Origin of the sequence: Acinetobacter sp. ANC 4204 (genome assembly GCF_002135205.1) — a bacterium.
Lineage (GTDB): Bacteria > Pseudomonadota > Gammaproteobacteria > Pseudomonadales > Moraxellaceae > Acinetobacter.
Map to the genome: position 1 here is coordinate 125,745 of NZ_NEFZ01000006.1, position 15,860 is coordinate 141,604.

Consider the following 15,860-nt stretch of genomic DNA (forward strand, 5'->3'; position numbering starts at 1 on the left):
AGAGATTTCATCACTACAAACAATAAAGCCCTGCTGCTGACAGGGCTTTATTCCATAGAGATTATGTTGCAATTAAATTACGCAGTACATAATGTAAAATGCCGCCAGCTTTAAAGTATTCCACCTCATTCAAGGTATCAATACGGCACAACACCTTAAATTGGTCTTGACTGCCATCTTCTCGAAGCACCTGAATTTCCAAGGTTTGATGCGGCTGGATATCATCCGATAACCCATGAATCGAAAGCACTTCACGACCTGTCAAATTTAAGGATTGGCGGGTTTGCCCATCCACAAACTGCAATGGCAATACTCCCATACCGACCAGATTGGAACGGTGAATTCGTTCAAAACTTTCGGCAATCACCGCTTTAACCCCCAGTAAGTTCGTACCCTTGGCAGCCCAGTCACGTGATGAGCCTGTGCCGTACTCTTTCCCAGCAATAATGATTAATGGCGTATGTTGCTGCTGATACAACATGGAAGCATCATAAATCGGCAGCTTTTCTCCTGTTGGAATATAGATTGTATTTCCACCTTCTTCACCACCCAACATTTCATTCTTAATGCGGATATTAGCAAAAGTGCCTCGCATCATCACTTCATGGTTGCCACGTCGAGATCCATAAGAGTTGAAATCTTTGGCTTCAACCCCTTGTTCTTGCAAATAGCGTCCTGCGGGGCTGTCTTTCTTGATATTACCAGCAGGGGAAATATGATCGGTGGTCACTGAATCTCCAAGCACAGCCAAAATACGTGCTTGTTCAATATTGCGAATCGGTTTCGGCGGCTGACCTATCTCTTCAAAAAAAGGCGGATGACGAATATAAGTGGAATTTTCTTGCCAAGCATAGGTCTGACTTTGAGGAATCTGAATCGCCTGCCATGCTGCATCACCATCAAAGACTGCCGCATATTCTTTATGAAACATCGCCGTATTGACACTCTGTAGCGCTTGATCAACTTCAACTTGACTCGGCCAAATATCTTTCAAGTAGACCGCCTGCCCATCTTTGCCTAGACCAATCGGTTGTGTCGTTAAATCTGTACGGATATTGCCAGTTAAACCATAAGCCACCACCAAAGGCGGCGAAGCCAACCAATTGGTTTTCACGAGCGGATGCACACGCCCTTCAAAGTTACGGTTACCTGAAAGAACTGACGCGACATTGAGATCATGACACTGAATGGCTTCTTCAATCGGTTCAGGCAGCGGTCCAGAGTTCCCGATACACGTGGTACAGCCATAGCCAACCAAGTTATAACCCAACTCATCCAAATACGGCGTTAAACCTGCCGCAGCCAAATAATCGGTTACCACTTTAGAACCGGGCGCAAGGGAACTTTTTACCCACGGTTTACGCTGTAGCCCTTTTTCAATGGCTTTCTTAGCGAGGAGTCCCGCAGCCAACATCACGCTCGGATTGGAAGTATTGGTACATGAAGTGATCGCTGAAATGACCACATCACCATGGTTCAAGGGATAAGATTTTCCATCAATGGTACAAGATGGCTCCTCATGCGGTAGATTGGCTTTTTTAGCTTCAACAGCTGTGCCACCACCTTCATTTTCTAAACGCTCTTTGGCTTCTTTGGCTGGCTTGAGATTTAGTTCCATCAAGTCATGAAAAGTTTTAGGTACATCTGACAGCAAAACACGATCTTGCGGACGTTTAGGGCCTGCCAAACTGGCCTGCACGGTGTTCATGTCCAAACTCAGTGTATCTGTAAAAACGGGTTCATCACCTGCATTTCGCCACAAGCCTTGCGCTTTACTATACGCTTCAACCAAATCAATGCGTTGTTGCTCACGACCTGTCAACGCTAAATAAGCCAAGGTCACATCATCAATCGGGAAGAAACCGCAGGTCGCGCCATATTCAGGAGCCATATTGGCAATCGTGGCACGATCCGCTAAAGGTAAATCTGCCAAACCATCGCCATAAAATTCGACAAATTTACCCACTACGCCTTTTTGGCGTAGCATTTGTGTGATGGTTAAAACCAAATCTGTTGCGGTAATCCCTTCATGCAGTTTCCCTGTGAGTTTGAAACCGATGACTTCTGGAATCAGCATGGATACAGGCTGCCCGAGCATCGCCGCTTCAGCTTCAATCCCGCCAACACCCCAGCCCAGCACGCCTAAGCCATTGATCATGGTGGTGTGTGAGTCTGTTCCCACCAAGGTATCAGGGAATGCAAAAGTTTGTCCCTCATCTTCGCCTAGCCATACCGCTTGAGCCAGATACTCTAAATTGACTTGGTGGCAAATCCCTGTCCCTGGCGGAACAACACGAAAGTTATTAAATGCAGATTGCCCCCAACGTAAGAACTGATAGCGCTCACCATTACGCTGCATTTCAATTTCGACATTTTCAGCAAAGGCATCTTCATCGGCAAAATGATCGACCATCACCGAATGGTCAATCACCAAATCTACAGGGGACAAAGGATTAATCAAATTCGGATCACCCCCTGCTTGAGCCATCGCAGCACGCATCGCGGCAAGGTCAACCACGGCGGGAACACCTGTGAAATCCTGCATCAGCACACGTGCAGGTCGATATTGGATTTCCTGATCTGAGCTTCTATTTTTTTGCCAATCGACTAAGGCTTGAATATGCTCTACTTTTACACTTTTTTGATCTTCAAAACGGAGTAAATTTTCAAGTAAGACCTTTAAAGACTTGGGTAATTGATCAATATTACCCAATGTTTGAGCGGCTTGTGGGAGATTAAAAATTTGATAGGATTTTGTACCTACCGTAAGTGTTTGTAAGGCATTAAAACTATTGATTTTGCTATATCTGGCCATTCGGTTGCCCTCCCAGTATTGGCGAGTTTATTTATTATGATGTTCTTCCTTTAATGTAAGCCTGTTTAGAAAAGAGTGTGTTCCCTTTTGGTTATCTTATTTTTATCGAGATTATTGTCTTATTCTTCTAAAATTTTAAATGCAGAGCAGCCAATGAGTTTTGCCAAAGTTGAGTTGCAAGCGACTGTGTAGATTGACCTAGTGTCTGTGCCAACCCCTCCAACACATAAGGCAAATTGACAGGGGTATTACGGGTTCGATGCTCAGTCGAGGTTTGACAGCACAACGGCGTCATATCAGGGCAATCTGTTTCAATCACCAAATGTTCAGTACCAATCGCCTGTACCACTTGATGCAATTTTTTGGCATTCGGATTAGTAATTTGTCCAGTCACCCCAATTTTAAAACCTAGCTTGATCAGTGCTTTAGCTTCTTCTACACCACCACTAAAAGCATGAGCGATGCCACCTAATTTAAATTTTTGTGCTTTTAAAATGGCAATAGTTTCCGCATGTGCTTTGCGAATATGCAGTAATACAGGCTTTTGATATTGTGTTGCCAATGCCAATTGTTCAATAAAATAATACTGCTGTTTGGCGAAAAGTTCGGGCTGTTTATGTTGTTTTAAAAACGTATCTAAACCAATTTCACCCACCGCCACACAGTCATGTTGTTGCAAGATCTGCTCAAGTCGCTGTAAATGTTCAGTTTGATGTTGTTCGATATAAAACGGATGTAAGCCTGGCGCTAGATAAGAGGACGGAACATTATCCCAGTTTGTTAACTGCTGATGGATCTGAATCAGCGCATCAAATCGCGATTCCAGAAAACCAATCAGTACCAGTGCATCAACCCCTACTCGTTTTGCTTGCTCAGCCAATTGTTGCCGATCCAAATCAAAATCGGCAACATCAAAATGAGTATGGGTATCAAACAGAGGCAAGCTCATGCTTAATTAACTCTTGGCTTCTGAAGCAGCCTGTGCGCTCTGTTTGGCTTTGGGTAAATACTCAGGCTTTAATATTTTCTGGAGCTGATCATACCCAATGGTTAAGCGCGGTAAGCCCACCACATAAGGGCCAATTTCATACTCGCCATATTGCAAAATCAGCCCTTCAGTACCCAAGTAATAATTGTTACTCAAGCTAAACTTCCATGCTTGCTCATATTCATCGACATTGGTCGCTAACTTCGTGTCCACAATCCAAGTACGAAAGGCTTCATGTGCGACTTTATTCAACGCTGCTTTTTGATTGGGCAACAATAGATCATCCAAGCTCACGAGCTTCTGCTGTTTTAAATCAAAATTGTAATAATGCTGTGATGATGAACCATGTGCACCACCTAAGTAGCTACTGGTATTCAACACCACCGTCGCCAGAGGGTCTTTGGCATTTAAGATTTTCGGTTTAATCATCAAACTGATTTGATGGTTAGAACTTAGGTCTTTTAGTTCCTGATCTAAAGCAAGAAAGGCGGCCAAATAGGGTTGAACTTGTTTCTCTAATTTCAGTTTCGGTGTGAGGACTTGGCTCACTGTTGTAGGCTCTGAACTGGCAACAGTTGAACTTGCTACTGTTGCATCATGGCTACTATGAACAGGTGAGATATCAATGATCTGTGATAAATCGTCAATGATTTTCTGATCAATAAAAGCATCAATAAATGCCTGATTACTTTGTAAACGATCAATATTTAATTCAGGGCAAGCATTACCATCACATTCAGGCAATTCAAATTGTAATTTTTCAGTATCCCCCACCAGTTTCAATACCGTTTCTGCCTCAGAAGCGGCTGTGGTTTGGGTCGCAGGCGTTTGTGGTTCTTTGTCTTTCGGTTGGCAGGCCGTCAGACCGATTAAGGCTGCAAGTACGCTGATTGTCAATATTGTTTTGCTTTTTAACATAAATAACCTATTAGCTGTTGAAGCCAACTCTTGCTTAGACCAATGCTTTAAAATAACTGGGTGTAGACATCGGCTTTTAATACCTGTTGAGTTTGTGCTTTCGTCAAATAAATATCAAGCTGAGTCCCATCTTTTACAATTTCATGGGTTCGATAATGTAAACCGATGCCCTCTTGGTCAAAGAACCAATCTGCTTGCCCCCAGTATAATTTTGCAGGTGCAACGTTTCTGACTTCTGGTTCTTGCTTCTTCAACCAATCTTGATACGCTTTTTGCACCAGTACATTCATCGCAATTTGCTGTTTAGGATGAATTAAATCTAATAATGCCACCGCCTTTTGACTTTTGCGATCCGCAACAAAGAAATAATACCGTTCCTTAACATTAACATTCTCTTGATTGGTATCCACCCCAATTTGCATCAACACAAACTGATTGCGCTGATACGGTATACGCGTATACATCGCTAAGCTATAGGCTTTGTTTCGGCTAAATTCAGCCTGCCAAGTATCTGACTTTTTCACGTAGGCATTGATGGCTTGTTGTAAACTCATATCTTGTTTCAAGCCAATTTGGTCTTGAATGACCCGAGCCTGACTTTTGGCAATCCATTGGTTTAACCAAGCATCTTTTGTTTTTAAAGTCTGAATGTCTAATTCGATACAGTTCTTAGTCTCACAAAAGGGCTGTGCGATATCCGCTGCTTGTTGTTGAATATTTAAATACGGCAAGACTTCAGCCTGCTCTGTTTTAAACACCGAGCTTTTGGCATCTGTATCTGTTTCAGATTGTTTAGAGGAGTCACATGCTGTCAGTAAGACAGTCAAACTCACTAATGTTGTATAAATAGCCTGTTTGTGCAACATGCGCTTTCCATGAATTTCATGATTAAAATAAAGTGTCTTACTTAATAAAACAGCTTCATGAAGAAGCTGTTTTATTTTTTAAAATTCCGATTAGTGTTCGCGAGTATTGCGGAACACGATGTCTGGATAACGCTCTTGCATGAGTTGCAAGTTGACACGACTTGGTGCCAAGTAGGTTAAGTGACCACCACCATCAACCGACAACTGGTCATGTGCCTTTTTCTTGAACTCATTAAATTTTTTGTCGTCATCACAAGACACCCAGCGCACCGTATTAATGCTCACAGGCTCGTAGACGCAATCGACTTTGTATTCTTCTTTCAAACGGTATGCCACTACTTCAAACTGAAGCACACCAACAGCACCCACAATCAGATCATTACTATTCTGCGGCATGAAGACCTGTGTTGCACCTTCTTCTGAAAGTTCTTTGAGGCCTTTTTGTAACTGCTTCGACTTCAATGGATCTTTCAAACGTACACGGCGGAACATTTCAGGAGCAAAGTGTGGAATACCTGTGAATTGCAGTTTTTCACCTGAAGTAAAAGTATCACCAATTTGAATCGTGCCGTGGTTATGTAAACCAATAATGTCACCCGGCCATGCTTCTTCTAGGTGCTGACGATCACCCGCTAAGAAAGTCAAAGCATCACTAATACGTACATCTTTATCTAGACGCACATGCTTCATTTTCAAGCCTTTTTCATATTTGCCTGAACAAATACGCATAAAGGCAATACGGTCACGGTGTTTCGGATCCATATTGGCTTGAATTTTAAAGACAAAGCCCGTAAAACCTTCTTCTGTGGCTTCAACCAAACGATTTTCTGTTGGGTGGGCTTTCGGTTCAGGCGCATAATTACTAAATGCATCTAACACATGGTCTACACCAAAGTTACCCAAGGCTGTACCAAATAAAACTGGGGTTTGTTTGCCTTGTAAGAATAACTCTCGGTCAAGTGGCTCATTGGCCATTTGCACTAGTTCTAAAGACTCTTCAAATGCAGCCCAAGCTAGCTCACCGACTTTTTCACGTAAGTCAGCATAGTCATAGCCATCACGAACTTCAATATCGGTAATGGTTGAACCAAAACCAGCTTTATAAACATAGAACTTTTCTTCGATTAGGTTAAATACCCCAGCGAAGTCACGGCCCGTACCAAGTGGCCAAGTAATCGGCACGCATTTGATTTTGAGAACGTTTTCAATTTCATCCAACAGTTCTAAAGGCTCACGGATTTCACGGTCCATTTTGTTCACAAATGAAATAATTGGGGTGTCACGCATACGACACACTTCCATCAATTTGATGGTACGGTCTTCGACCCCTTTTGCACCGTCAATCACCATTAAAGCCGAATCGACCGCCGTTAAGGTACGATACGTATCTTCTGAGAAGTCTTCGTGCCCTGGTGTATCCAGTAAGTTGATCATTTTGTCTTTAAATGGAAACTGCATTACAGAGGTGGTAATCGAGATCCCACGCTCTTTTTCCATTTCCATCCAGTCCGATGTCGCGGCACGGTCAGATTTACGGCTTTTTACCATCCCCGCAACCTGAATCGCTTGTCCCCATAACAATAGTTTTTCGGTCATGGTGGTTTTACCCGCATCGGGGTGGGAAATAATCGCAAAGGTGCGACGCTGCGCAACTTGCGCGGCTAATTCATTTTTAAACATAAATTAAATCTGCAATTGATACATAGCCTGAATGATCGCCCCGATCAATAAAGGCTATACAGGAAATTCTAAATTGGGCTAATTGTATCCGAATACCGCTTGGGCTTCTATTGTCTTTTATCAAGCCCTGTTAGAAAGCCCCCTAACCGAACTGCAAATGCCAAAACAGCTAATTAAAATAGGTCGAGGATGCATACTCAAACTCTTCCAAGCGCTTCACATCCATAGGCATACCCAAGAGATAGCCTTGTAACTGCTGGCAACCTAAACGGGATAAAATTTCCATTTGCAAAGGGCTTTCAACACCTTCTGCTGTTACGACCAACCCCAACCGAATCGCCAAATGGACAATACTTTCTAAGATCATTTCATCTTTAGAACCAACAGAAAGCTCATGAATAAAACCACGATCAATCTTTAACTCATCTACAGGCAAATCTTTCAAATATAAAAAGCTAGAATGACCTGTACCAAAATCATCAATCGCTAAACGAATCCCCATTTCACGTAAGCGCTGAAGCGTACGAATACTGCCCTCAATATGGTGCATAGCCGTGCTTTCTGTAATTTCTATAATTAAATGATTCGGGTTAACTTTGTACTTATCAAAAAGATGTTCTAAATTATTAAATAAATGCTTATGCTCAAACTGTACTGCTGATAAATTCACAGCGATTGGATACAGTTCAACTTTATCTCGCTCCCAAATTTGCAGTTGTTTACAAGCCTGCTCTAAGGCCCAATAGCCCATCTGAATAATCAGCCCAGTCTTTTCTGCCCCTTTAATAAACATATTTGGAGTCAGTAAACCTAAACTTGGATGCTTCCAACGAATCAACGCTTCCACACCACAAATTCGCTGATCTTTAATGGTGAATTTCGGCTGGTAATATAAAACAAACTGTTGCTCTTCGACCGCTTTGTATAAGTCATTAATCAGTTTGGTCTGACTTTTGGCTTCTTGTTGGTCAATACTGTAATTGAAAATAGAAAAAGTATTTCGCCCTTGATACTTTGAAGTCAGCATCGCTGCATCAGCATTGATCAATAAATCCTGTAAATTATTGCCATGTTCAGGATACATGGCTATACCAATACTTGCAGAGACATTGATTTCCTTACCCGCAATCAAGAAGCTCTCTTGAATTAACTCTAAAACTTGTTCCGCCATATCACATGCATGGTCAGGCGTTGCTTGTTCAAGTACCATCAGAAACTCATCGCCACCAATTCTCAACATTTTTTCATTTTTGCCGAGGTGGTGATGAATACGCGTGGTGAGTTGGACCAATAATTGATCCCCGACATGATGTCCAAACACATCGTTTACCGCTTTAAATCGGTCTAAATCAATATATAAGAAGGCAATACTTTCATCACGAAAGCGATGGTCTGTAAATAGAAAATGCGCATATTCAGCCAAATACAGACGATTTGGCAATTTGGTTAAATTATCTTGTACAGCCTGATTTGCTAATTCTCTATTCGCTTGGGATAGCTGTTTATTGCGTTCCTCTAACCGTTGCTCCAAGACCGCCACAACAAAAGCCGCAACCAAAACTAGGCTTGTGATGAAGATCACTACAAATAAAATAATACTTTGCCCAGCCTCTAAGGTCATGACCAAACGATCACTATCCGCTGGATAAAAAGAGACCGCCAGCATGCCTGTATAATGCATGCTCACGATAGTCAAAGCCATCATTCCTGCGACATACCATTGGAATAAGGATTTTTTATTAACCGCATTTTTATATTTAAAAATCAACCAAAAAGTCAAACCAGAGCCACTGATAGCCAGTAGAATGGAGAAAATCGTGAGTAAAGGATCATAGACACTATGATAGCCTTCAATCATTAGCCCCATCATCCCCGTATAGTGCATCCCTGAGATACCAAGTCCCATCAACACAGCACCTAAAACCAGTCGGAGAAAAGGTAAAGTATTACGCGTGGTCAACCAAATTGAAAAAATAGACGCAAGAAATGCGATAAAAAAAGAAAGAATAGTCAGTGCTGGATCAAAATAACTATGTATTGGCAAATCACAAGCCAACATACCCACAAAGTGCATAGCCCAAATGGCACAGCCTAAGAAAAAACCACTGAGTAAAATTAGCCCTGCTTGAAACTTTTTTCGCCATGCACGAAACAATAGACGTTCAGTTGACACTGCAAAAAAACAAGCCAACAATGCCACAATAATTGAACCTAATACCAAACTAAAATCGTAATGCACATGCATCATATAAAGTGTCCGTATTAATTGCTCTTTTTCTTCATTTATATATCCTTTTTATCAAAGGCGAAAAGCATTGTTACCTGATTAAGAATCTTATACAAATAGTTTCAGGTCAAGAAAAAAACGTAAAAATCTTATTAGAATTTATAGATTTATTTTACAGTTCAGATCGGTTAGATTGTAGATAAAACTGACATTTGTGTCTTAAGTCACACTTTAAAATAAAAAGCCAGTTGAAACTGGCTTTTTATTTTATTTGTCCAAAAAAGAACTACTTCACTGTACCTTTTTGCAACTTCGCATAATCTAACAAAACGTTCGCTGACTCTGTGACGAACGCTTCATCTTCAGGTAAAGCTGGTCGTTGATTTGCCTTCATTTTGGCACGTTCCTCAACTAAGGCTTCCATCGCGGCTTGATAGCTTTCCCAGTTTGCATATGGTTTTTGCCCTGCAATCTGACGGCGCTTATTTTCAGCATCCAAAGTTTGCTTTTCAAGTGCAATCAATTCAGCTTTACGTTGATCAATATCTAATACAACACGCTTTTGCTCTTCAGTCTTTTTCGAAATTTCTTTGCGTTGTTCCAAATAGTTAAACTGCGGATCCACTTTAACCCGTGCTTGAGACAACTCACCTAAACGTTTCACATAAGGAATAATACTGCCTTCACGTTTAAATGGTGCTGTCGGAATGGTATCCCACTCCAACGCATTTTTGGCTTTACGCTCACCAAATTCGTCATTATAGATATCCACCAGTTTAACGTCTGGAATCACCCCTTTGTTTTGGGTACTGCCACCCGTGACGCGATAGAACTTGCGCTGCGTCAATGTCGCTTGACCATGTGCCAAATTATCGAGCTGAACTTGAGCCGTTCCTTTACCTGTGGTGGTACTACCAATCACAATCCCACGCTCATAATCCTGAATCGCAGCAGAGTAAATTTCACTGGCAGATGCAGATGCCAAATTCACCATGACTGCCAATGGACCTGCATAGGTTTGCGCACCATTATCATCGTCTTCGAAAACGCTGACATTGCCATTACCATCTCGAATTTGCACTACAGGGCCTGACTTAATCACCTGTCCAAGCATACGAGCCACTTCTTCCAGTGACCCTCCAGGGTTATTACGCAAATCAATAATAATTCCCGATACATTTTTAGCTGCTAAGGATTTTAAAGCATTATTGGTATCTTCAGACACTGAACGATATTCTGTACCCGCACGGCGTGCACGATAGTTCAAGTAGAATGATGGAATTTCAATTACGCCAAAGGTGTACTGCTGTCCATCACGAGTTATATTCACGGTACGGGAACGTACACCTGCATCTTCTTCTTGAATCACATCTCGAGTAATGGTCACACTACGTGCTTGGCTCATAGCAGCGCCAGCACCCAATAAACGGATCGTGACTTTAGTACCACGTTTACCACGAATAAGCCCAACAATCTCATTGCTTGGCCAGCCGATAACATCCACCATTTTTTCGCCGTCTTGCGCCACACCAATGATACGGTCACCAGACTTCACTTGTCCTGACTTACTTGCAGGACCACCTTCTACAATGGTTTCAATCTTGGTGTAGTCTTCATTGCCCCGTTCAGGTCGAATCGACACCCCAATCCCTTCAAGTTGTAACGTGGTTTGACGGTTTAACTCCATCGCATCGACAGGCGGGAAATAGTTACTGTGCGGGTCATAGGTTAAAGTCATTGCATTGAGTGTTTTATCTAACACATCATCACTTTTCACCCGCGAAATACGTTCTAACTGTCGGGTATAACGCTTGGTTAAGGTTTGTACTGGGGTTAAATCTTCAGGACTCGTTAGGTCTTGACCATTGGCCAATTCTGGATTGGCTTTCAGTGCTTTTTGCTTCGCTAACTCTTCTTCTTTACTAATCGTCAAGTTGATCAACTGTGAAACTAGCATTTTGTTCCAATGCTGACGCTGCGCTGCTTCATTGGCAAAATACGGTGCTTTTTCACGATCCGTTTCAATATAAACATCAGCTTGTTTCAAGTTCTGCGGTTTTTTCAGCTCATCCAGCATATAGGTATAAAACTGGGTTAAACGTTCCCGGTATTGTGCATGAATCGCATACGGGCCGCTTAAATCACCTGCCTTTAAAGCCACACCAAAGGTTGAGCCATATTGACGTTTATAATTTTCTATTTCAGGGGCAAGAAAGAGCGAATGATCTGGATCTAGACTGTCTAAGTAAAAATCAAGAATCCGTGCCGATGTCTTCGCATCTAAACGCTGATTAAGATAATGTTGACGGTCAACCAAGGTCGCCAGTTGACGAGACACCAAAGCCTGTTCCTGCGACGGAACAATAGCTTGTTTGGTTACAGCACTTGGTTCAGTCGCTGCAATGGCTTCATTAATGGCATGAGTGAAAAAGAATCCACCCGTTGCAATTGCAACCGCACAAGCAATGGTTTGAAGTTTCATAAATAATTCTTAGTTCCTTGGTTTTTGACCAAAATTACAATGTCATTTTTCGACATGAATTGAGAATATTCAAAATCTTAAACAACTTAATCTGTTTATGTCGTGTAGTTTTATCATAATCTGTGCTGACAAAATGTAGCAAATCATTGCAAAATTCGGGTATTGTTTTCGACGACCTGTTTCGCTCTCCTTTCAGAGCCAAAACAGTCACTGACCAAAAAATCAAATATGGACACCCAATATGATTGGCGCATTGATGCTCGACATCGCAGGCACAGAACTTACTCAAGAAGATATTGCACTATTACAAGCACCGCAAGTCGGTGGCATGATTTTATTTGGACGAAATATTGAATCTCCTGCCCAAGTTCGCGCTCTGACCGACCATATGCGTCGAATCCGCCCTGATATTTTGATTGCAGTCGATCAAGAAGGTGGACGTGTGCAACGCTTAAAACAGGGTTTTAGCCTACTCCCTGCTATGGGCAAGTTTGGCGAGCTATTCTTAAGCGAACCTGAAAAAGCTTTAAACTTGGCAGAACAATCTGGCTGGCTGATGGCGACAGAAGTACTCGCAGTTGGCATCGACTTTAGCTTTGCCCCTGTGCTGGATTTAAATGATATCAGTGATGTGATTGGTGACCGTGGCTTTGCCAAAAATATTCAAGATATCGTGCCACTGGCTAGTGCTTTTCTCAAAGGGATGAAAACCGCAGGCATGGCGTCGACAGGCAAACATTTCCCTGGTCATGGTTCAGTCAAAGCAGACTCGCATGTCGCAGCAGCCATCGACTCACGCACGTATGATGAAATTTATGCCAAAGATATGCAGACCTTTATCCAACTCATGCCACAGTTGGATGCACTCATGCCTGCGCATGTAATTTATGACCAAGTTGATTCCAACCCTGCGGGTTTTTCACCGTATTGGATTCAAACTGTTTTGCGCCAACAACTAGGCTTTGATGGTGTCTTATTCTCAGATGATTTAAGCATGCAGGCCGCATGTGTCGCAGGTGGAGCCAATGCACGCATTCAAGCCGCACTCCATGCAGGCTGTGACATGGGGTTAGTGTGTAATGACCGAGCTGCAGCATGTGTGGCTTTGGAAGGGATCAGTCAGCTTGCCCTACCAAACCAAGCTCGCTTAGAGCGCATGCGTGGTCAGATTCCAAACATCAACGTTCCATCGACGCTGCATCTAGGTGAGAGTTGGGCCAAAGTCCGTGACCAAGTCGAGCTGTTCCGCTTAGGTTAAACACTTATATCCTAGGCCATGTCTAACACGATATTTCGGACAAAGGGACATCACAAGATGTCCTTTTTTCATTATGATAAATGCTAAATAAAATGGCTTGCACTGCATTGCCCACACAACAGTACGAAAACAATAAAATCTCAGGTACGGATACCATGACAGACGCCCTATCGGTTCACCGCCACATCTCTTTTACTGCACATTATACGGGTTATATTTGGTATAGCATGGGCATCTCACATCCTGTATTTGCCACCAGCAAAGGGAAGTTTCTGGCCAAACTGGTACATCCACTTGAAAGTTGGGCGGAGAAACATGTCGGTGGCAGTATGCGCACCACCTTGAAACAGCGTCACCAAATGATAGATGAGCAACTTGGGGCACTCATAAAACAACACCCGAACTTACAAATTTTAGAAATTGCCAGTGGCCTATCGCCTCGGGGTTGGAGTTTCCGCCAACAGTATCCCGACATTGACTATCGAGAACTTGATTTACCCGATATGGCACAAATCAAAACCCAAGCCTTAAAACAGATTGATCAGACCAGTCCAGCCGTGCTTTCTGCCGACTTGTTTAGCGCAGATTTTGCTCGTGCTTTTGAAGTGTTTGATCCAAACCGTCCATTGGTGGTGGTGAGCGAAGGTTTAATCAACTATTTTAATAAAGACATGCTGACTCAATTGCTACAAGGCATCGTAGAATATGGGCAACAGTTCGATCAGTTATATTATCTAACTGACCTCTACCCAGAACCTGTGAAAAATAAGCTCGCTAACTTTATCTGGAGCAGTAGCAAACTGTTAAAATGGATGTCACGTAGCGCCTTTGGCTTTCACTTTGTCAGTCCACCTGAAGCTACTCAGTTTTTCAAACAAGCGGGCTTCCATACCGTTGCCGTTCACCAACCAACCTTAACACTTCATATCGCTCAGAAGACATATCAACATTTGGATGCACAAGAACACTTAGGCGATTTGGTCTGGATCATTCATAGCAAATGGCAAAAACCGAATTCAGTCTAAGACAGAGGCTAAAATCATCCATAAAAAAAACAGCGCTCTAACGCTGTTTTTTTATTTTAAACAAGAACTAACTTACAGCTTCAAGCAATGCCAGTTCTTGTTTTTGGCGCGCAACGAAACGAAGTAAACGCTCAGCAAGTTCAAAACTGCCATGTTTAAATAAGGCTCTGAGATACGGGCCATCTTCAGCAAAAATTAAACATTCGATCTGAAACTCACCTTCTTCATCACTTAAGTGTAAAGCCAAATCACGTGGATATTCAGCCGCTACAGCAGCCAAGTCTGACCCAAAGCGTAAAAGCACCCCAAAATAGTTTAAGTCCACCACTTCCGTTGAAATGACCAAATCTGAATGGCGATAGCTTAAAAAGGTTTCAGGTTGTTGAATCTGAATTCGCACTTCGCCCCGACGTTCCATCGTCAGCAGTTGTGCTCGACTAAATGGAATAATGCCCTCTAAATTTTGAATCGACTCATCCTTTAGGAAGGTCGCAAACAAGTGCATGGTTTCTTTACGCCGTTGCAACTGTGGCACGTGGTCTGCATTGGCAATCTGTGCATATTCCATATTAGGGCATTGCAAAGCAAAATTGGCATTTTCATGCGGTAAGGTAAAGCTGTCATATTGACCGCAGGCCACCAATACTTTGCACTGCGGAATTGGCACATCCGTTAAACGGAGCAAACGATTACAGTTGATTTCATAGCGCTCTTGCTCAGTTCCAGTAAAGTCAGCCATCTGCCTAAAGAACAAACGTTTGGCGGTAGGTGACATTCGGGTTTTATCCATTTGAGCATGGTTGACCAAATACAAGATCACTGCTTGACCAAACTCATCCATGCGTTGTTCACGCATCAGGTGTAAGGATTCTTCTAGCAACATCCGCCAGCTTTTACGGGTCTTTTGCATCACACCCATCAAAATCATGCGATCTATCAACTCAGGGCGTTGATCCGCTAGGCAGGATGCCACCACCGACCCCAGCGACATGCCCATCACTGACACTTTATCTAAGCCCTCAATATCTAACCAAAGTCCGAGCATTTGTGCGAGATCACGCAGTTCTAAGGTACCCGCAGACAGACTGGTATCAATATTACGAATTTGTTGATTTGCCCCCATCGACGGCAAATCAATCAGAATAATTGGACCTGCATCTAAAAGCTGTTCCACACAATACTTATAAGAGTTAAAATTTTGAAATGCCCCACCAATGATTACAATAGGTGTGCGATGGAATGACTCTGGTCGAGCAATCGCCATATATTCAATTTTCCAGCCCTCAATCCATGTGGTTCGCGCAGGATCTTTAAAACTATTCCGATGGTAAATATCAAAAAAACCTAAACGTAAATTAGATTCATCTAGCTCGGCATCCATTTGAATAATAGAATTCATGTTCCTTCCCTCTTACTCTTGCCTATACTTTTTGTTTTGCAAGAAATTCACTGGCACCTTGACCATGATCAGTAAGGTTTCAATGTTGTAATAATTATACGAGGACTTCATGTCCTAAAATTCATTCTATACAGAGCACTCTTTTACGCGCAACAGGTTGTGCAACCGCTCATCATGTTTTAGATAAAAAACAATTTCAAAA

The 15,860-nt window shown here is 42.5% G+C and carries 10 protein-coding genes; 2 read left to right on the forward strand and 8 right to left on the reverse strand.

From position 1 onward, the window contains the following. Positions 1 to 61: 61 nt before the first annotated feature. The 7 genes from acnA to B9T36_RS13175 all read right to left on the reverse strand — a co-directional run bounded on the left by acnA (position 62) and on the right by B9T36_RS13175 (position 11,976). Positions 62 to 2,815, reverse strand: a complete 2,754-nt coding sequence (gene acnA, locus B9T36_RS13145) for an aconitate hydratase AcnA (RefSeq protein WP_086209917.1) — start codon at positions 2,813 to 2,815, stop codon at positions 62 to 64. A 127-nt stretch (positions 2,816 to 2,942) separates the two neighbouring features. Further along, positions 2,943 to 3,758: a TatD family hydrolase gene (locus tag B9T36_RS13150; RefSeq protein ID WP_171264477.1), complete on the reverse strand. Its 816-nt coding sequence runs from the start codon at positions 3,756 to 3,758 to the stop codon at positions 2,943 to 2,945. Positions 3,759 to 3,770: 12 nt separating this feature from the next. After that, positions 3,771 to 4,721 carry an RsiV family protein gene (locus tag B9T36_RS13155; RefSeq protein ID WP_086209919.1) on the reverse strand — a complete coding sequence of 317 codons (951 nt, stop codon included), beginning with the start codon at positions 4,719 to 4,721 and terminating at the stop codon, positions 3,771 to 3,773. Between the two features lie 47 nt (positions 4,722 to 4,768). Next, positions 4,769 to 5,587 (reverse strand): hypothetical protein, encoded by an 819-nt coding sequence (locus tag B9T36_RS13160; protein ID WP_086209920.1) that lies wholly within the window; start codon positions 5,585 to 5,587, stop codon positions 4,769 to 4,771. 90 nt (positions 5,588 to 5,677) lie between these two features. Then, entirely contained in the window at positions 5,678 to 7,267 is a 1,590-nt protein-coding gene (locus tag B9T36_RS13165) for a peptide chain release factor 3 (RefSeq protein WP_086209921.1), read from the reverse strand. Between the two features lie 169 nt (positions 7,268 to 7,436). After that, the gene (locus tag B9T36_RS13170) at positions 7,437 to 9,515 is read right to left on the reverse strand and encodes an EAL domain-containing protein (RefSeq protein ID WP_086209922.1); all 2,079 of its coding nucleotides are present in this window, start codon (positions 9,513 to 9,515) and stop codon (positions 7,437 to 7,439) included. A 265-nt stretch (positions 9,516 to 9,780) separates the two neighbouring features. Then, entirely contained in the window at positions 9,781 to 11,976 is a 2,196-nt protein-coding gene (locus tag B9T36_RS13175) for a carboxy terminal-processing peptidase (protein WP_086209923.1), read from the reverse strand. A gap of 241 nt (positions 11,977 to 12,217) precedes the next feature. Between B9T36_RS13175 and nagZ the strand changes: the two genes are divergently transcribed. Then, on the forward strand, positions 12,218 to 13,234 hold the full coding sequence (gene nagZ / locus B9T36_RS13180; protein WP_086209924.1) for a beta-N-acetylhexosaminidase: 1,017 nt from the start codon (positions 12,218 to 12,220) through the stop codon (positions 13,232 to 13,234). A gap of 155 nt (positions 13,235 to 13,389) precedes the next feature. Beyond that, positions 13,390 to 14,259 (forward strand): class I SAM-dependent methyltransferase, encoded by an 870-nt coding sequence (locus B9T36_RS13185; protein WP_086210019.1) that lies wholly within the window; start codon positions 13,390 to 13,392, stop codon positions 14,257 to 14,259. Between the two features lie 67 nt (positions 14,260 to 14,326). Here B9T36_RS13185 and B9T36_RS13190 read toward each other — a convergent pair whose 3' ends face one another. After that, entirely contained in the window at positions 14,327 to 15,658 is a 1,332-nt protein-coding gene (locus tag B9T36_RS13190; protein ID WP_086209925.1) for an alpha/beta fold hydrolase, read from the reverse strand. Positions 15,659 to 15,860: the final 202 nt, after the last annotated feature.

Bases quoted from the DNA above. Each gene is read 5' to 3' on its own strand.
- acnA (WP_086209917.1), bottom strand. From the start codon at position 2,815: ATGGCCAGATATAGCAAAATCAATAGTTTTAATGCCTTACAAACACTT.
- B9T36_RS13155 (WP_086209919.1), bottom strand. From the start codon at position 4,721: ATGTTAAAAAGCAAAACAATATTGACAATCAGCGTACTTGCAGCCTTA.
- B9T36_RS13160 (WP_086209920.1), bottom strand. From the start codon at position 5,587: ATGTTGCACAAACAGGCTATTTATACAACATTAGTGAGTTTGACTGTC.
- B9T36_RS13165 (WP_086209921.1), bottom strand. From the start codon at position 7,267: ATGTTTAAAAATGAATTAGCCGCGCAAGTTGCGCAGCGTCGCACCTTT.
- B9T36_RS13170 (WP_086209922.1), bottom strand. From the start codon at position 9,515: ATGATGCATGTGCATTACGATTTTAGTTTGGTATTAGGTTCAATTATT.
- B9T36_RS13175 (WP_086209923.1), bottom strand. From the start codon at position 11,976: ATGAAACTTCAAACCATTGCTTGTGCGGTTGCAATTGCAACGGGTGGA.
- nagZ (WP_086209924.1), top strand. From the start codon at position 12,218: ATGATTGGCGCATTGATGCTCGACATCGCAGGCACAGAACTTACTCAA.
- B9T36_RS13185 (WP_086210019.1), top strand. From the start codon at position 13,390: ATGACAGACGCCCTATCGGTTCACCGCCACATCTCTTTTACTGCACAT.
- B9T36_RS13190 (WP_086209925.1), bottom strand. From the start codon at position 15,658: ATGAATTCTATTATTCAAATGGATGCCGAGCTAGATGAATCTAATTTA.